The 17,016-nt window shown below is 68.4% G+C and carries 15 protein-coding genes; 14 read left to right on the top strand and 1 reads right to left on the bottom strand.

What is annotated here, in order from left to right; all coding sequences use genetic code 11:
* Positions 1-13: 13 nt before the first annotated feature.
* On the bottom strand, positions 14-1,897 hold the full coding sequence (gene recQ / locus ACMGEZ_RS16875) for a DNA helicase RecQ (protein ID WP_436823422.1): 1,884 nt from the start codon (positions 1,895-1,897) through the stop codon (positions 14-16).
* A gap of 20 nt (positions 1,898-1,917) precedes the next feature.
* On the opposite strand from recQ, the gene ACMGEZ_RS16870 reads away from it, so the two are divergent.
* The 14 genes from ACMGEZ_RS16870 to hutG all read left to right on the top strand — a co-directional run bounded on the left by ACMGEZ_RS16870 (position 1,918) and on the right by hutG (position 16,991).
* Positions 1,918-2,553, top strand: coding sequence for a CesT family type III secretion system chaperone (locus ACMGEZ_RS16870; protein WP_436823421.1), 636 nt, complete (start codon positions 1,918-1,920; stop codon positions 2,551-2,553).
* A 796-nt stretch (positions 2,554-3,349) separates the two neighbouring features.
* Entirely contained in the window at positions 3,350-4,315 is a 966-nt protein-coding gene (locus ACMGEZ_RS16865; RefSeq protein ID WP_436823420.1) for an ABC transporter substrate-binding protein, read from the top strand.
* 34 nt (positions 4,316-4,349) lie between these two features.
* The gene (locus ACMGEZ_RS16860; RefSeq protein WP_436823419.1) at positions 4,350-5,210 is read left to right on the top strand and encodes an ABC transporter permease; all 861 of its coding nucleotides are present in this window, start codon (positions 4,350-4,352) and stop codon (positions 5,208-5,210) included.
* Positions 5,210-5,992 carry an ABC transporter ATP-binding protein gene (locus tag ACMGEZ_RS16855; RefSeq protein WP_436823418.1) on the top strand — a complete coding sequence of 261 codons (783 nt, stop codon included), beginning with the start codon at positions 5,210-5,212 and terminating at the stop codon, positions 5,990-5,992. Before ACMGEZ_RS16860 ends, ACMGEZ_RS16855 begins: the two co-directional genes overlap by 1 nt.
* 1 nt (position 5,993) lies before the next feature.
* Entirely contained in the window at positions 5,994-6,767 is a 774-nt protein-coding gene (gene hutC / locus ACMGEZ_RS16850) for a histidine utilization transcriptional repressor HutC (RefSeq protein ID WP_436823417.1), read from the top strand.
* A gap of 86 nt (positions 6,768-6,853) precedes the next feature.
* On the top strand, positions 6,854-8,404 hold the full coding sequence (gene hutH / locus ACMGEZ_RS16845) for a histidine ammonia-lyase (protein WP_436823416.1): 1,551 nt from the start codon (positions 6,854-6,856) through the stop codon (positions 8,402-8,404).
* 26 nt (positions 8,405-8,430) lie between these two features.
* Positions 8,431-10,152, top strand: coding sequence for a urocanate hydratase (hutU, locus tag ACMGEZ_RS16840; RefSeq protein WP_436823415.1), 1,722 nt, complete (start codon positions 8,431-8,433; stop codon positions 10,150-10,152).
* Positions 10,153-10,160: 8 nt separating this feature from the next.
* Positions 10,161-11,162: an ornithine cyclodeaminase family protein gene (locus ACMGEZ_RS16835; protein WP_436823414.1), complete on the top strand. Its 1,002-nt coding sequence runs from the start codon at positions 10,161-10,163 to the stop codon at positions 11,160-11,162.
* A 4-nt stretch (positions 11,163-11,166) separates the two neighbouring features.
* Positions 11,167-11,973, top strand: coding sequence for a phosphate/phosphite/phosphonate ABC transporter substrate-binding protein (locus ACMGEZ_RS16830; protein ID WP_436823413.1), 807 nt, complete (start codon positions 11,167-11,169; stop codon positions 11,971-11,973).
* Positions 11,973-12,932 carry a Bug family tripartite tricarboxylate transporter substrate binding protein gene (locus ACMGEZ_RS16825; RefSeq protein ID WP_436823412.1) on the top strand — a complete coding sequence of 320 codons (960 nt, stop codon included), beginning with the start codon at positions 11,973-11,975 and terminating at the stop codon, positions 12,930-12,932. The genes ACMGEZ_RS16830 and ACMGEZ_RS16825 overlap by 1 nt, the downstream gene beginning before the upstream one ends.
* Before the next feature lie 4 nt (positions 12,933-12,936).
* Positions 12,937-13,524: a HutD/Ves family protein gene (locus tag ACMGEZ_RS16820; RefSeq protein WP_436823411.1), complete on the top strand. Its 588-nt coding sequence runs from the start codon at positions 12,937-12,939 to the stop codon at positions 13,522-13,524.
* Positions 13,525-13,534: 10 nt separating this feature from the next.
* Positions 13,535-14,785 carry an imidazolonepropionase gene (gene hutI, locus ACMGEZ_RS16815; protein ID WP_436823410.1) on the top strand — a complete coding sequence of 417 codons (1,251 nt, stop codon included), beginning with the start codon at positions 13,535-13,537 and terminating at the stop codon, positions 14,783-14,785.
* Complete coding sequence (locus tag ACMGEZ_RS16810) at positions 14,782-16,176, top strand: formimidoylglutamate deiminase (protein WP_436823409.1); 1,395 nt, start codon at positions 14,782-14,784, stop codon at positions 16,174-16,176. The genes hutI and ACMGEZ_RS16810 overlap by 4 nt, the downstream gene beginning before the upstream one ends.
* The gene (hutG, locus tag ACMGEZ_RS16805) at positions 16,173-16,991 is read left to right on the top strand and encodes an N-formylglutamate deformylase (protein ID WP_436823408.1); all 819 of its coding nucleotides are present in this window, start codon (positions 16,173-16,175) and stop codon (positions 16,989-16,991) included. Before ACMGEZ_RS16810 ends, hutG begins: the two co-directional genes overlap by 4 nt.
* Positions 16,992-17,016: the final 25 nt, after the last annotated feature.

Genomic DNA, 17,016 nt, shown 5'->3' with positions numbered 1-17,016 from the left:
GGCGCTGGCCGGGCTAGAACGCCGCGCAGACTCGCAGCACGTCGGCCCCGTAGGCCTCCAGCTTCTTGCTGCCGATTCCGCTCAGCCCTTGCAGGTCTTCGAGCGTGGCCGGGGCACGCTCGGCTATGGCCGCCAGCGTTGCGTCGTGGAAGATCACGTAGGCCGGCAGGTTGTGCTCGCGCGCCACCTCGCTGCGCCAAGCCTTGAGCGCGGCGAAACGTACCTGGCCGGCCGTGTCAAGCGTGGCCGCAGCGGGCGAGGGCGCGCCGCGCGCCGGCTTGTCGCGGCGCGACTTCTTGCGCTCGGCCGGTGACGACACCGACTCGCGCAGCAGCACCGGCATCTCGCCCTTGAGCACCGCGCGCGAGCCTTCGGTGAGCTGCAGTGTGTTGAAGGCCTGCGAGTCGACCGACAGCGCTCCGGTGGCGATCAGCTGGCGCATCACGCCGCGCAGCTGCGCTTCGCTGAACTCTGCGCCCAGGCCGAAGGTGCTGACCCGCGCATGGCCGAACTGAGTGACCTTCTCCGTCGTCTTCCCGCGCAGGATGTCCATGATGTGGCCCGCGCCGAAGCTGATGCCGCTCTGCTGCTGCACGCGGTAGATGGTCGAGAGCAGCTTGCGCGCCGCGTCCGTGCCGTCCCAGACCTGTGGCGGGTTCAGGCAGTTGTCGCAATTCCCGCAGGCCGTGCTCTGCTCGCCGAAGTAGTTCAAGAGGCGCACGCGCCGGCAGTCGCTCGCCTCGGCCAGCGAGAGCAGGGCGTCGAGCTTGCCGCGCATCACCTGCTTGAACTCCTCGCCGGCAGGGCTTTCGTCGATCATGCGGCGCTGGTTCACCACGTCCTGCAGCCCGTAGGTCATCCAGGCATCGGCCGGCGCGCCGTCGCGGCCCGCGCGGCCCGTCTCCTGGTAGTAGCCCTCGATGTTCTTCGGCATGTCCAGGTGGGCGACGAAGCGAACGTCCGGCTTGTCGATGCCCATGCCGAAGGCGATGGTTGCCACCATCACGATGCCCTCGTCGCGCAAGAAGCGATCCTGGTGCTTCTGGCGCACCGCGGCATCGAGCCCTGCGTGGTAGGGCAGGGCCTCGATCCCGGCGTCGCGCAGGGTCTGGGCCGTGTCCTCGACACGTTTGCGCGACTGGCAGTACACCACGCCAGCGTCACCCTCGTGCTCGCGCTCGATGAAGCGCAAGAGCTGCGTGGTGGGGTCTTTCTTCTCGACGATCGTGTAGCGGATGTTCGGCCGGTCGAAGCTGGAGACGAACTGGCGCGCCTCCTCGAGCTGCAGCCGCTCCACGATGTCGGCGCGCGTCAGCGCGTCGGCGGTGGCGGTGAGCGCGATGCGCGGTACGCCGGCATAGCGCTCGTGCAGCACCGTCAGCGCGCGGTATTCGGGCCGGAAGTCGTGGCCCCACTGGCTCACGCAATGCGCCTCGTCGATTGCAAACAGCGACAGCCGGCGCCGCTCGTGCAGCCCGTCGAGCTGCGACAGGAATCGCGGCGTCGTCACGCGCTCGGGTGCTGCGTAGAGCAACGTGATCTCGCCGCGCAGCAGGCGGCGCTCGACATCCTGCGTCTGTTCCCAATCCAGCGTGGAATTGAGAAAGGCGGCATCGACGCCTGCCTCGTGCAGCGCACCTACCTGGTCGTGCATCAGCGCAATCAGCGGCGAAACGACGATCGTCACGCCGCGTCCTGCGCTCTGCCGCGCGATGGCGGGAATCTGATAGCACAGCGACTTGCCCCCGCCAGTGGGCATCAGCACCAGCGCGTCGCCCCCGCCCGTGACGTGCTCGACGATCGCTTGTTGATGGCCGCGGAATTCGGTGTAGCCGAAGACGTCGCGAAGGATTTGCGACAGCTCGCGTTCGGCGGATGAGGACGGCAGGACGGACACGGGTATGAGACCGATGAGGCGTGAATGGATTCGAAGGGGCCGATCGGCCCGAATTTGGCAGCGAACTGATTGTTGCTTCAACCGCCGTCACAAAAGTTCAGGGTTGCCGACGGATTGCTCAAGACACGACTGTTACCAACCAGCGAGACGAGTTTTTCTTGTTCGACCTCGCAAGGAGACAGGCCCCAATGAGTCGAGAGAACTATATCGAACTGGTACAGGATCTTTGCGAGGAGCTGGAGCTGGAGCTCGGCGACGCCGGCGAGTTTCTGGAACGCGGGTTGCTGCAGGTCGACGAGACGCTGGTCGGCATCGAGTACCTGGAAGAACGAGACGAGATTCGCCTGCTCGCAGACCTCGGCGAACTCGAGGACGACATCGACCGCAACGCAATGCGCGAGCTGCTGCTGCAGGCCAACCTCGGCAACACCAGCTTTTACCTGCCCACCTTCAGCCTGCACCCCGAGAGCGACCATCCGGTGGTGGCTTGCCACATTCCCCTGCAGACCTTGCTCGACGAGGACGTCGACCTCGCGTCCGTGCTCACCGAGCAACTGATTCCTTTGGTGGACGAGTGGAAAGGCATGTTGCGGGACGCACTCGACACTGCGCCACCCGGAACCGGAGCCTTGTCTTTCTCCGGCTCGTCGGCTTGAAGAAGGAGCCTTGCGATGAGATCAGTTTCGGTAGGCCCCACAGCGCCTGGCACTGCGCGTCCCCGCTGCACAGGACTACGGCAATATACCCACACCAAGGGCTGGGGTCGGGAGCGGCGCTTGTTCGCTCCTTCAAGCCCGCCCCGCCGGGAGGAGAGTTCACACCTCGTGAATTCCCTCCAGAGGCGAACGTCGAGGAAAAAATCCCAGACCCGACGCAAGCAGGGGAGGCCGAAGCATTCGACCTTCAGAACAAGTGCCATCGCAGCCCAGCCGCCCTGATGCATTGGGGCATGATGGATTTGGGATTCCTTCCGACGAACTCGATGCTGCGCGCAACGCCATTGAGCCGCAGTTCCACCGCTTTTATCAGCGAGCGACGGAGCGCGAGCGGAGCAAGAGCGGCAAGAGCTCCTACGTGGAAAGACGAGAACCGCCAAGAGTGCTGGTTTGACTGCGCCCGGCAGCGCGGCCTGAGCCGCGCGCGCCTAGGCGCAGGTGAACGCCTTCATCCCGCGCCTGGATCGGCTCGTAGCCGCCGAGCGGCGGCCCCCAGCGCGAGGCGCTGCCGCAGGTGCGGCACGCGCCTTGCTAGCCAAGTACCCGCCAGCGCCTGCGCACGCTGCCCGACAAGCCCCGTGCACCGGGCCTGAGCGCCTCGAAGTCATGAAAAAGTGCCATTTTGGGGTTTGCCTGTATATACAGGTGCATCGCGGGCCGGCAACATATGCCTGAATGCCGCGTGTGTCACGTATGGCGAGCCAGGCTTTTTACGAACCCAACAGGAGTACCCCAGATGGTCAAGAACCTCGCCAAAACCGCCTCGCTGCTCGCGGCCGGCCTCTGCGCCGCAGGCATGGCGGCCGGCGTCCACGCCCAGGAAAGCAAGATCGCCCTCGGCATGTCCGGCTGGACCGGCTTCGCCCCGCTCTCGCTGGCGGACAAGGCCGGCATATTCAAGAAGAACGGTCTCGACGTGGAGATCAAGATGATCCCCCAGAAGGACCGCCACCTGGCCCTGGCCTCCGGCGCCATCCAGTGCGCGGCCACCACCGTCGAGACGCACGTGGCCTGGAACGCCAACGGCGTGCCCATCGTGCAGATCTTCCAGATGGACAAGTCCTACGGCGCCGACGGCATCGTGGTGCGCAACGACATCAAGTCCTTCGCCGACCTCAAGGGCAAGACCATCGGGGTCAGCGCGCCCGGCACCGCCCCGTTTTTCGGCCTGGCCTGGATGTTGAGCAAGAACGGCATGACGCTGAAGGACGTGAAGACCGTTTCGCTCGAGCCGCAGCCCGCGGCGCAGGCCTTCGTCGCCGGCCAGAACGACGCCGCGATGACCTACGAGCCCTATCTTTCGACCGTGCGCGCCAACCCGCAGGCCGGCAAGATCCTCGCCACCACGCTCGACTACCCGATGGTGATGGACACCGTCGGCTGCGCGCCCACCTGGCTCAAGGCCAACGCCAAGGCCGCGCAGGCCTTGACCAACTCCTACTTCGAGGCGCTGGAGATGATCAAGAACGACCCGGCCAAGGCCAACGAGCTGATGGGCTCGGCCGTCAAGCAGAGCGGGGAACAGTTCGCCAAGTCTTCGGCCTACCTGCGCTGGCAGGACAAGGCGGCCAACCAGAAGTTCTTCGCGGGCGAGCTCACCCAGTTCATGAAGGAGGCGGTGCCGATCCTGCTCGAGGCCGGCGTGATCCGCAAGGCGCCCGAGGATCTCTCGGCGACCTTCGACGCGAGCTTCATCAAGTAAGAGCGCTGCGCACCAACTTGCCCGCGCCACTGCCATGCAAGCGACCACCGCCGTCCCCACCACTGCGCCTGCAGCACCCGCCGCCATGCCGGTCACGGCGGCGCCCCGCCGCCGACGCGGCATGGCGCCGCTCGAGCCCGTCAGCCCGCGCACGCGCTGGATGCTCGGACTGGGCTTCTTCGTCCTGTTCTTCGCGGTCTGGGCCGCGTTCACGCTCGGCGGCTACGTGCCGCCCACCTTCCTCGCGAGCCCTGTGACGATGGTGAAGGAGGGCTACGGCCTCTTCACCGAATTTAACTTCATCCACGACATCGGCATGACGGTGTGGCGCGTGGTCGGCGGCTTCGTGCTTGCCACCATCGTCGCGGTGCCGCTGGGCATCGCGATGGGTGCCTACAAGCCCATCGAGGCATTCTTCGAGCCCTTCGTCTCCTTCTGCCGCTACCTGCCGGCCTCGGCCTTCATCCCGCTGCTCATTCTGTGGGCCGGCATCGGCGAGGCGCAGAAGCTGCTGGTGATCTTCATCGGCTCGGTGTTCCAGATCACGCTGATGGTGGCGGTCACCGTGGGCGGCGCGCGCCGCGACCTGGTGGAGGCGGCCTACACGCTGGGCGCCAACAGCCGCGGCATCGTCGCGCGCGTGCTGATTCCGGGCGCTGCGCCGGGCATCGCCGAGACCCTGCGCCTGGTGCTGGGCTGGGCCTGGACCTACGTCATCGTGGCCGAGCTGATCGGCTCGTCGTCCGGCATCGGCCACATGATCACCGACAGCCAGGCGCTGCTCAACACCGGCCAGATCATCTTCGGGATCATCGTCATCGGCGTGATCGGGCTGGTCTCTGACTTCGTCTTCAAGTTCGTCAACCGGCGCCTCTTCGCCTGGAGCACGCTGTGATGCAAAGCCAGCTTTCGATCCGCGGCGTGTCCCGCACCTTCACCGGCAACCGGGGCCAGCGCACCCAGGCCCTGCTGCCCATCGACTTCGACGTGCGCGAGAACGACTTCGTCACCGTCCTCGGCCCCTCGGGCTGCGGCAAGTCCACGCTGCTGCGCATCGTGGCCGGCCTGGACCATCCGAGCGAAGGCCGCGTGCTGCTCGACGGCCAGCCCATCGAAGGGCCGGGCGCCGACCGCGGCATGGTGTTCCAGAGCTACACGCTCTTCCCCTGGCTCACCATCGCGCAGAACATCCGCTTCGGCCTGCGCGAGCGCGGCATGGGCGAGGCCGAGCAGAAGGAGCGCAGCGACTACTTCATCGCCAAGGTCGGCCTGCGCGGCTTCGAGAACCACTACCCCAAGCAGCTCTCGGGCGGCATGCAGCAGCGCACCGCAATCGCGCGCGCGCTCGCCAACGACCCCAAGATCCTGCTGCTGGACGAGCCCTTCGGCGCGCTGGACAACCAGACCCGCGTGCTGATGCAGGAGCTGCTGCTGGGCATCTGGGAGTCGGCGCAGAAGACCGTGCTCTTCGTCACCCACGACATCGACGAGGCGATCTTCATGGCCAACCGCGTCGCTGTGTTCAGCGCGCGGCCGGGCCGGATCAAAAGCGAGATCGCGGTCGACTTCCCGCACCCGCGCCACTACACCATCAAGACCTCGCCCGAGTTCATGCAGATCAAGGCGCGCCTGACCGAAGAAATCCGGGCGGAGTCGATGGCGGCCGCGGAGCATTGAGATGAAAGCGGACGCCCGCGCCTCCCCCGCCCGCAAGGCCCACGCGCCGCAGCCCGCGCTCGCGCTGTACGAGCAGGTCAAGTCCTTCATCACCCACAAGATCCAGGACGGCTCCTGGCCTGCCGGCCATCGCCTGCCTTCGGAAAGCGAACTGGTGGCGAAGTTCGGCGTGGCGCGCATGACGGTCAACCGCGCGTTGCGCGAGCTGATGGAGCAGGGCCGCATCGTGCGGGTGGCCGGCGTGGGGAGCTTCGTGGCCGAGGACAAGCCGCAGTCCACGCTGCTGCAGATCGCCAACATCGCGAGCGAGATCCGCGCCCGCGGCCACGACTACCGCTGCAAGTTCCTCGTGGCCGAGCGCATCGCCGCCGCGCCCGACGTGGCCGTGTGGCTGGACCTGCGGCCTGGCGAGTCGGTGTTCCACACCGTGTGCCTGCACCTGGAGAACAACCTGCCCGTGCAGCTGGAAGACCGCCACGTCAATCCGCGCATGGTGCCGGCCTTCCTCGAGCAGGATTTCTCGGCCACGTCGCCCAGCGAGTACCTGGTGCGCAACGTGCCCTTCGACCAGATCGAGCACGTGGTCGACGCCGTGCTGCCCACGCCCGAGCAGGCCGAGCGGCTCGACATGCCGTCCAGCGACCCCTGCCTCCTGCTGACGCGGCGCACCTGGTCGCGCAGCACCCCCGTGACCATGGTGCGCTGCCTGCATCCGGCCTCGCGCTATCGGCTGGGCAGCCGCTTCCGCGCCGACGGCAACCCGAGCTTCGGCTGAGCGAAGGTCGCCGGAGCCAGGACCGCCCCTCGCCCTTTGCCCCTTTGCTCTTCGCACGCACCCACTTGTATAGACAGGATCGACGCATGGACAACGCCTCCCTCTCCACCGCACCGCTGCTGCTCACGCCCGGCGAGGTCGAGCTCGCCGCGCTTCGGCGCGTGCACGCCGGTGGCGTGCAGCTCGCCCTCGACCCTGCGGCGCGCGCAGGCCTCCTGAACGCGCAGGCGACCGTGCGCAAGATCGTCGAGGCCGGCGAGGTCGTCTACGGCATCAACACCGGCTTCGGCAAGCTTGCACAGACCATCATCCCGCACGAGCGCCTCGCCGAGCTGCAACGCAACCTCGTGCTCTCGCACAGCGCGGGCACCGGCGCGCCGCTGCCCGGCGGCGTGGTGCGCCTGGTGCTCGCCACCAAGGCCGTGAGCCTGGCGCGCGGCCACTCGGGCATCGCGCCGGAGATCGTCGATGCGCTGATCGCGCTGCACAACGCCGGCCTCTTGCCTCTTATTCCGTCCAAGGGCTCGGTCGGCGCCTCGGGCGACCTGGCGCCGCTCGCCCACCTGGCCTGCGTGCTGATCGGCGAGGGTGAGGTCACGACGCCCGAGGGCGCGGTGATCGGCGGCGCGGAGGCGCTCTCGCGCATCGGCCTCGAGCCCTTCGTGCTCGGCCCCAAGGAAGGCCTGGCCTTGCTCAACGGCACGCAGGTGTCGACCGCGCTGGCGCTCGCCGGCCTGTTCGGTGCCGAGGACGTGTTCGCCGCCGGCCTCATGGCGGGCGCACTGTCGCTCGAGGCGATCCAGGGTTCGATCAAGCCCTTCGATGCGCGCATCCATGCCGCGCGTGGTCAGCCAGGGCAGATCGCCGTCGCGGCCGCGGTGCGCATGCTGCTCGAAGGCAGCGAGATCATCCCCTCGCATGCCGACTGCGGCCGCGTGCAGGACCCGTATTCCATCCGGTGCGTGCCGCAGGTCATGGGCGCCTGCCTCGACAACCTGGCGTACGCGGCACGCGTGCTGCGCATCGAAGCCAACGCGGCCTCCGACAACCCGCTGGTCTTCGACAACGGCGACGTGATCTCCGGCGGCAACTTCCACGCCGAGCCCGTGGCCTTCGCGGCCGACATCATCGCGCTGGCCGTGGCCGAGATCGGCGCCATCAGCGAGCGCCGCATGGCCCTGCTGCTCGACAGCGGCCTGTCGGGCCTGCCGCCCTTCCTGGTGCGCGATGGCGGGGTCAACTCCGGCTTCATGATCGCGCAGGTCACGGCTGCATCGCTCGCCTCGGAGAACAAGTCGCTCGCCCATCCGGCCAGCGTGGACAGCCTCCCCACTTCGGCCAACCAGGAGGACCATGTGTCGATGGCCACCTTCGCCGCACGCCGCCTGGCCGAGATGGTGGAGAACACCGCGGTGGTCGTGGGCATCGAGGCCATGGCCGCCGCGCAAGGCATCGAGCTCAAGAGAGGCCCGAAGAGCTCCGCACTGCTCGAAGCCGAATTCGCCGCCATCCGCCAGCGCGTCGCCTTCATCGACCAGGACCATTTCATCGCGCCCGATATCGAGGCCATGCGCCAGTGGGCGCGCCGCAGCAACTGGCCCGCCGCCCTGCTGGACATCCTCCCCAGCCGCCCCTGAACCCGCCAACGAAAGGACAAGCCGCCATGAACGCTCCAGACAAGTTCGTCGCCCAGACCGCCACCGATCCCCGTCACGACCCGACCCGCGTGATCCGCGCGCCGCGCGGCAGCCAGCTCAGCTGCAAGAGCTGGCTCACCGAGGCCCCGTTCCGCATGCTGCAGAACAATCTCGACCCCGAGGTCGCCGAGCGCCCGCAGGACCTGGTGGTCTACGGCGGCATCGGCCGCGCCGCGCGCAACTGGGAATGCTTCGACCAGATCCTCACCTCGCTGAAGACGCTCGAGGACGACGAGACCCTGCTGATCCAGTCGGGCAAGCCGGTGGGCGTCTTCAAGACCCATCCCGACGCGCCGCGCGTGCTGCTCGCCAATTCCAACCTCGTGCCCAAGTGGGCGACCTGGGAGCACTTCAACGAGCTGGACCGCAAGGGCCTCTTCATGTACGGCCAGATGACTGCCGGCAGCTGGATCTACATCGGCAGCCAGGGCATCGTGCAAGGCACCTTCGAGACCTTCGTCGAGGCCGGGCGGCAGCACTACGACAACGACCTGGCAGGCAAGTGGTTCCTGACCGCAGGCCTCGGCGGCATGGGCGGCGCGCAGCCGCTTGCCGCCACCTTGGCGGGCGCGGTCTCGCTCAACATCGAATGCAAGCAGTCGAGCATCGACTTCCGCCTGCGCACGCGCTATGTCGACAAGCAGGCCAAGGACATCGACGACGCGATCGCGCTCATCCGGCAGCACACGGCCGCGAAAGAGGCGGTCTCGATCGCGCTGCTCGGCAACGCGGCCGAGATCCTGCCCGAGCTGGTCAGGCGCGCCAAGGCCGGCGGACTGAAGCCCGACCTCGTCACCGACCAGACCTCCGCGCACGACCTGATCAACGGCTACCTGCCCGCCGGCTGGAGCGTCGAGCAATGGATCGACGCGCAGAAGGACCCGTCGCAGCACGCACGCCTGAAGGCCGAGGCCGCGAAGTCCTGCGCCGTGCACGTGCAGGCCATGCTCGACTTCCAGGCCATGGGCATCCCCACCGTCGATTACGGCAACAACATCCGCCAGGTCGCCTTCGACGAAGGCGTGAAGAATGCCTTCGACTTCCCCGGCTTCGTGCCTGCCTACATCCGTCCGCTCTTCTGCGAGGGCAAGGGTCCCTTCCGCTGGGTCGCGCTCTCCGGCGACCCGGAAGACATCTACAAGACCGACGCCAAGATCAAGGAGCTCTTCCCCGACAACAAGCACACGCACCGCTGGCTGGACATGGCGCGCGAGCGCATCTCGTTCCAGGGCCTGCCGGCGCGCATCTGCTGGCTGGGCCTGGGGGAGCGCCACAAGGCTGGCCTGGCCTTCAACGAAATGGTGAAGTCGGGCGAGCTCAAGGGCCCGATCGTCATCGGCCGCGACCATCTCGACACCGGCTCCGTCGCCAGCCCCAACCGCGAGACCGAGGCCATGAAGGACGGCACCGATGCCGTGTCCGACTGGCCGCTGCTCAATGCGCTGCTCAATACCGCAGGCGGCGCGACCTGGGTCAGCCTGCACCACGGCGGCGGCGTCGGCATGGGCTACTCCCAGCATTCGGGCGTGGTGATCGTGTGCGACGGCACCGACGCCGCGGCAAAGCGCATCGCGCGCGTGCTGTGGAACGACCCGGCCACCGGCGTCATGCGCCATGCCGACGCGGGCTACGAACAGGCCGTCGCGACGGCGAAGAAGCACGCCCTTCAGCTGCCCATGATCAAGTGAGCCCTCCCATGTCAGAGATCTACCTGCACTACCTGAACCACCTCGACGTCCAGGCACTCGCCATGACCGACGCCGAGATCGTCGCAGCCGTCGAGGCCGGCCTGCTCGCGCAAGGGCGGGGCGAGACCACCATCGAGCCGCGCATGCACCTGGTGCCCGAGAAGGATTACCCCGGCCACTTCAACGTGCTGCGCGGCTACGTGCGGCCGCTCGGCGTGGCGGGCGTGAAGGTGGTGGGCGACTTCTACCGCAACTACGAGATCGGCCTGCCGTCGGAGCTGGCGCTGCTCAATCTCTTCGACCCGAAGACCGGCGTGCCGGTGGCCATCATCGATGCCTCCGACATCACCGACATGCGCACCGGCGCGATCACCGCCATCGGCGCCAAGCACCTCGCGCGCAAGAACTCGAAGATCCTCGGCCACATCGGCGCACGCGGCACCTCCTACTGGAACGTGCGGCTGCTGCATTCGATCTTCCACTTCGACGAGATCCGCGTGCACTCGCGCCGGCCGGAGAGCCGCGAGAAGTTCGCCGCGCGGCTCGAGCGCGACCTCGGCACGAAGATCACCATCACCGAGGACTGGGAGTCCTGCGTGCGCGGCGCCGACATCGTGGTCGAGGCATCGCGCCTGGAGAAGCCCACGCCCATGCTCAAGACCGAGTGGATCAAGAAGGGCGCCTGCGTCATCCCCTACGGCACCATGAGCGCGGTCGAGCTCTCGCTCACCGACATCATGGACAAGATGGTGATGGACGACTGGGGCCAGGCCAAGGCTGGCCCGCTGGGTGCGCTGCGCGCGCATGTCGACAGCGGCAAGCTCTCCGAAGAGACGCTGCACGCCGAGCTGGGCCAGATCGTCGCGGGGCTCAAGCCGGGGCGCGAGAGCGAGGACGAGACCAACCTTTTCTGGCACCGCGGCCTCTCGCTGTCGGACATTGCGCTGGGCGCGGCCATGCTCGAGAAGGCCAAGCGCATGGGGCTGGGCCAGCAGCTTCGCTTCCGCTGACGCCATGGCCCGCGTCGCCAACGCGCGCATGTACTCGGCCACCGCCTCGGCGCGGGCCGACTGGAAGACCCTGCTCGCATGGGTGCTTGCGCGCGCGGAGCTCGCCTGGGAGGTGATCGACTACGACGCGCCCGCGCCGCTCTCCGCGCTGTGGGCGCGCGAGGACCTGGGCCTGGCGATGATGTGCGGGCTGCCCTTCTCGCAGCGCACGCCACGGCCCACGCTGGTCGCAGCGCCGGTGCCTTCGCCGACGCGCTATGGCGGCCGGCCGGTCTACTTCACCGACGTCGTGGTGCGCTCCGATGCGCCGTACCAGCGCCTCGAAGACACCTTCGGCGGCGTCGTGGGCTACACGCTGGCCGACTCGATGTCGGGCGGCGTCGCCCTGGCGCACCACCTCGCGCCCTATCGGAAAGTGCGGGGACAGCGCCTCTACCGCAAGGCGGTCGGCAACCTGATCCACGCGCGCGGCGTGATCGATGCGCTGGCCGCCGGCACCATCGACGTCGGCCCGCTCGACAGCTACTACCACGACCTGCTGCGGCAAGGCGAGCCCGCATTCGCGCAGCAGGTGCGCACCATCGCGAGCACCGAGGCGCGGCCCATTCCGCCGCTGGTGGCCACCGACGCACTGGAGCCTGACCAACTCGCGCGCCTGCGCGATGCGCTGCAGGCCAGCACGAAAGCGCCCGAGCTGCGTGCCGTGACCCAACGCCTGTTGCTTGCGGGCTTCGCCGTGCCCGATCGCGCGGACTATGACGTCCTCGCGCAGATCGCCCATTCCGACCTTCCCACCTTCGAGGAACTCTGATGATCCAGCGTCGTCTTGCCCTTCTCTTGCCTCTTCTGTTCGCGTCCGTCGTTCACGCGCAGGCATGGCCTGCCAAACCGGTACGCATCATCGTGCCCTTCGCGCCCGGCGGCCCGGCCGACGTGCTGGCACGCGTGATCGGACAGGAGCTTTCCGACTCGCTCGGCCAGCCCTTCGTCGTCGAGAACAAGGTGGGCGCGGCCGGCAACATCGGCGTCGAGCAGATCGCCAAGGCCGTGCCGGATGGCTACACGCTGGGCATCGTCCCGGTGGGCAACATCGCGGTCAACCCCACCCTCTTTCCCTCGCTGCCCTACAAGGCCAGCGAGCTCGCGCCGGTCGCAATGCTGGCGACGGTGGAGAACGTGCTCGCGGTCAATGCGGAGGTGCCCATTCAATCGCTCAAGGACCTGCTCGCATTGGCGAAGCAGAAGCCCGGCACCTTGAGCTTCGCCTCGCCCGGCGCCGGCAGCCAGGCCCATCTGGCCGGCGAGCTGATGGCGTTGGAGGCCGACGTGAAGCTGATCCACGTGCCCTACAAGGGCATCGGCCCGGCCATCAACGACCTGGTCGGCGGCCAGGTGACGATGATGTTCGGTGCAATGTCGGCCGTGCTGCCGCACGTCAACTCCGGCAAGCTGCGCGCGCTCGGCGTCGCCAGCCTCAAGCGCTCGGCCGCCATGCCCGAGCTGCCCACCATCGCGGAGCAGGGCCTGCCGAAGTTCGAGGCCGTGTCGTGGTATGCGCTGATGGCGCCTGCCGGGACGCCTGCCGCCGTTGTCGATCGCCTCAACGCCGAGAGCGCGCGCTCGCTGGCCAAGCCTGCGATCAAGGAAAAGTTCGCTGCCCAAGGCCTGGAACCCGGCAGCGGCAAGCCGCAGGACCTCGCGGCCACCATCCGCACGGAAACCGCGCGCTGGTCCGAGGTGATCAAGAAGCAGAACATCAAGCCCGATTGACGTGATGGCCCTTACGCGTTTCTCGCGCCGCAGCCTGGCCGTAACGCCGTGGAAGAACGGCGGCGGCACCACGCAGGAGATCGCCTGCTGGCCACCGGGCGCGGGCCTGTCCGACTTCGGCTGGCGCGTGAGCATCGCGACCATCGCGGCCCGGGGGCCCTTCTCGGTCTTCGCGGGCATCGATCGCAGCATCATGCTGCTGGAGGGCGAGGGCGTTCGCCTGCGTTCGCGCGATGGGCGTATCGATCACCGGCTCGACATGCCGCACCGGCCTTACGCCTTTGCCGGCGATGCGGAGATCGACTGCACGCTGCAGGGCGGGGCCTCGAGCGACTTCAACGTGATGACGCGGCGCGGGCAATGGCAGGCCGAGGTGCGAGTGCTCGGGGGTGCAGCCGTCGTCGAAGCGGCTCCTCATGGCGTGCTGCTTGCTTTGCGCGGAGACTGGCGCCTGGGCGGCGAGGAGCAGATCTGCCGCGAAGGCGAGGGCCTGTGCTGGACCGATGCATCGCGCGGGTGGCAGGCCGTGCCGGAAACCCCGGATGCACGCATGGCCGTGGTGCGCATCCTGCCCGCCAACCCGCAGCCTTGAGGGGCGAACGATGAACAACCTGAACCAACTTCCTTCTGCCGACGGCCTGTGGAGCGACCTGCGGCTCGCGCCCGGCGCTGCGCCCGATGTGATGCTGCCCGAAGGTGCGCAAGCGGCAATTGCCGTGGAGCAGGGCCGCATCGCCTGGATCGGCGGCAGCCGCGCCGTGCCGGAGCGCTTCGCCGATGCGCCGCGCCACGACGGCGCAGGCGCGCTTGTCACGCCCGGCCTGATCGACTGCCACACGCACCTGGTCTACGGCGGGCAGCGCGCCAACGAGTTCGCGATGCGCCTCGCGGGTGCGAGCTACGAGGAGATTGCGAAAGCCGGCGGCGGCATCGTCTCGTCGGTCCGCGCAACACGGGAGGCCCACGAAGACCAGCTCTTCGCCCAGGCCGCGCCGCGCCTGGAACAGCTGCTGGCCGACGGCGTGTGCGCCATCGAGATCAAGTCCGGCTACGGCCTGTCGCTCGAGCACGAGCGCAAGCAATTGCGCGTGGCCCGACGGCTCGGCGAAGCGTACGGCGTGACCGTGCGCACCACCTTCCTCGGCGCCCATGCGCTGCCGCCCGAATACGCCGGCCGCAGCGGCGACTACATCGATGCCGTGTGCGGCGAGATGATGCCCGCGCTCGCCGCCGAAGGGCTGGTCGACGCGGTCGATGTCTTCTGCGAGCGCATCGCCTTCTCGCTGGAAGAGACCGAGCGCGTGTTCCAGGCTGCCCGCACGCTAGGCCTGCCGGTCAAGCTGCATGCCGAGCAACTTTCCGACATGGGCGGTGCGGCAATGGCGGCACGCTACGGCGCGCTCTCGTGCGACCACATCGAGCACCTCTCCTCCGACGGCATCGCGGCCATGCGCGAGGCCGGCACCGTCGCCGTGCTGCTGCCGGGGGCGTACTACACGCTGCGCGACACGCACCTGCCGCCCATCGAAGCGCTGCGCGCGGCCGGCGTGCCAATGGCCGTGTCGACCGATCACAACCCCGGCACCTCGCCGGCACTCAGCCTGCTGCTGATGATGAACATGGCCTGCACACTGTTTCGCCTGACGGTGCCCGAGGCGCTGGCCGGCGTCACCGTGCACGCGGCGCGGGCGCTGGGGCTGTCGGACACGCATGGCGTGCTCGGTGCGGGCCGGCCCGCCGACTTCGTGCTGTGGGACGCCACCGATGCCTCCGAGCTGGCCTACTGGTTCGGCCACCGCGCGGCCAGGCGCGTGGTCCGTCAAGGCCGCATTGCGCAGGGGGGCGGACGATGACCGAACCCGGCGCCCTGCATGCCTGCGATGCGCTGCTGCCTTCCGGCTGGGCGCGCAACGTGCTGCTGCGCTGGGACGCGGCAGGCCGGCTCACGCTGGTGCAGCCCGATGCCGAAGCGCAGGCTGATGCGCCTCTCTCCACCGGCCCCATCGTCCCCGGCATGCCCAACCTGCATTCGCACGCCTTCCAGCGCGCCTTCGCCGGCCTCACCGAATTCCGCGGCAGCGGAGAAGACAGCTTCTGGAGCTGGCGCACGCTGATGTACCGCTTCGCGGCCCAGCTCTCGCCGGCGCAGGTCGAGGCCATCGCCACCTGGCTCTATGTCGAGATGCTCGAGGCCGGCTACACCTCGGTGTGCGAGTTCCACTACCTGCATCACGACCGCGACGGCCGCCCCTATGCCGACGAGGCCGAGCTCGCGCTGGCCCTGCTGCGCGCCGCCGAGCGAACCGGCATCGGCCTCACCTTGTTGCCCGTGCTCTACCAGTCCAGCGGCTTCGGCGGCCAGCCGCCCAACGCGGGGCAGCGGCGCTTCATCCGCTCGACGGATTCGATGCTGCGCCTGCTCGAGCGGCTGCGTCCCTTGTGCGAGTCGCAGGGGGCGCGCCTCGGCCTCGCGCCGCATTCGCTGCGCGCGGTCGCGCCCGATGCCTTGCGCGAGGTGCTCTCGGGGCTGGACGCGATCGATGCCACCGCACCCATCCACATCCACATCGCCGAGCAGATCGCCGAGGTCGAGGCCTGCATGGCCTGGAGCGGCCAGCGCCCTGTCGCCTGGCTGCTCGACCATGCGCCGGTCGACGCCCGCTGGTGCCTGGTCCATGCCACGCACATGGACGCAAGCGAATACCGCCATGCCGCCGCGAGCGGCGCGGTCGCGGGGCTGTGCCCGACCACTGAGGCCAACCTCGGCGACGGCCTCTTCGACTTCGGGGCGTGGCGCGCGCATGGCGGGCGCTGGGGCGTGGGTTCCGACAGCCATGCGTGCGTCAACGCGGCCGAGGAACTGCTGCTGCTCGAGTACGGCCAGCGGCTGGCGACCCGGCAGCGCAACATCGGCGCCGATGCGGCCCAGCCCTGCGTCGCGACGGCCATGACGCTCGCGGCCGTGCAGGGCGGGGCACAGGCTTCGGGCCGCGCGATCGGGGGCCTGGTCATTGGCCAGCGGGCCGACTTCGTGATGCTCGACGCCGTCCATCCCGCGCTCGCCGGCCTCTGCGCGAGCGACATGCTCTCTTCGCACGTCTTCGCCAGCCACCGGACCAACGCGATTGCCTCGGCCTGGGTGGCCGGTCAACAGCGCGTCGCCGGCGGATTGCACCCGCTTCACCACGATGCGGCGGCGGCCTTCGTCGCCGCGCGCAGCCAACTGCTCACCACTTCATCATGAACAACTTCTTCGAAACCACCGAGCCGCCTTTCCGCTTCCGCCAGGGCACGCGGCCATTGCTGATCTCCATGCCGCACGTCGGCACCCACCTGCCGCCCGCGCTGGCCGCGCGCCTGACCGAGGAGGCGAGGCAGGTGCCCGACACCGACTGGCACCTGGAGCGCCTCTACGGCTTCGCCGACGAACTGGGGGCTTCCGTGCTCGTGGCCACGCACTCGCGCTATGTGATCGACCTCAACCGGCCGCCCGACAACCAGAACCTTTACCCGGGCCAGGACACCACTGGCCTGTGTCCTGTCGACACCTTCGACAAGACCCCGGTCTACGCCGCCGGCGATGTGCCGGACGAAGCCGAGATTGCGGCGCGCGTCGATGCGATCTGGAAGCCGTATCACCAGAAGCTGGCGGCCGAGCTGGAGCGCATGAAGGCGGTGCACGGCACCGTCGCGCTGTGGGACGCGCACTCGATCAGGTCGGTGCTGCCGCGCTTCTTCGAAGGGCGGCTGACCGATCTGAATCTGGGGACAGGGGGCGGGACGAGCTGCGATCCGGAGCTGGCTGATGCGCTGCTCCGGATCGCCTCATCGGCAAGCGGCTATACCGCGGTGTTGAATGGCCGCTTCAAAGGCGGCCACATCACGCGCACCTACGGAAATCCCGCGGGTGGCGTGCATGCAGTGCAGCTGGAAATGACGCAGGCCAGCTACATGGAGGAGCAACCGCCCTTTGCGTACCTGCCTGAGACCGCCATCCGCGTGCAGCCGGTGGTGCGGCGGATGGTGGAGGCGGTGCTGGAGTTTGTTGAAAGGCGGTAAGAGCTGCGCTTTCGTCCCGAAATCG

Source organism: Variovorax stachyos, assembly GCF_051400855.1.
Classification (GTDB): domain Bacteria; phylum Pseudomonadota; class Gammaproteobacteria; order Burkholderiales; family Burkholderiaceae_C; genus Variovorax.
The sequence above is the reverse complement of the archived record's forward strand: the minus strand, read 5'-3'. Positions and strand labels throughout refer to the sequence as shown.

Coding starts and splice junctions, on each gene's coding strand:
- ACMGEZ_RS16865 (WP_436823420.1), top strand. CDS start 3,350: ATGGTCAAGAACCTCGCCAAAACCGCCTCGCTGCTCGCGGCCGGCCTC.
- ACMGEZ_RS16860 (WP_436823419.1), top strand. CDS start 4,350: ATGCAAGCGACCACCGCCGTCCCCACCACTGCGCCTGCAGCACCCGCC.
- ACMGEZ_RS16855 (WP_436823418.1), top strand. CDS start 5,210: ATGCAAAGCCAGCTTTCGATCCGCGGCGTGTCCCGCACCTTCACCGGC.
- hutC (WP_436823417.1), top strand. CDS start 5,994: ATGAAAGCGGACGCCCGCGCCTCCCCCGCCCGCAAGGCCCACGCGCCG.
- hutH (WP_436823416.1), top strand. CDS start 6,854: ATGGACAACGCCTCCCTCTCCACCGCACCGCTGCTGCTCACGCCCGGC.
- hutU (WP_436823415.1), top strand. CDS start 8,431: ATGAACGCTCCAGACAAGTTCGTCGCCCAGACCGCCACCGATCCCCGT.
- ACMGEZ_RS16835 (WP_436823414.1), top strand. CDS start 10,161: ATGTCAGAGATCTACCTGCACTACCTGAACCACCTCGACGTCCAGGCA.
- ACMGEZ_RS16830 (WP_436823413.1), top strand. CDS start 11,167: ATGGCCCGCGTCGCCAACGCGCGCATGTACTCGGCCACCGCCTCGGCG.
- ACMGEZ_RS16825 (WP_436823412.1), top strand. CDS start 11,973: ATGATCCAGCGTCGTCTTGCCCTTCTCTTGCCTCTTCTGTTCGCGTCC.
- ACMGEZ_RS16820 (WP_436823411.1), top strand. CDS start 12,937: ATGGCCCTTACGCGTTTCTCGCGCCGCAGCCTGGCCGTAACGCCGTGG.
- hutI (WP_436823410.1), top strand. CDS start 13,535: ATGAACAACCTGAACCAACTTCCTTCTGCCGACGGCCTGTGGAGCGAC.
- ACMGEZ_RS16810 (WP_436823409.1), top strand. CDS start 14,782: ATGACCGAACCCGGCGCCCTGCATGCCTGCGATGCGCTGCTGCCTTCC.
- hutG (WP_436823408.1), top strand. CDS start 16,173: ATGAACAACTTCTTCGAAACCACCGAGCCGCCTTTCCGCTTCCGCCAG.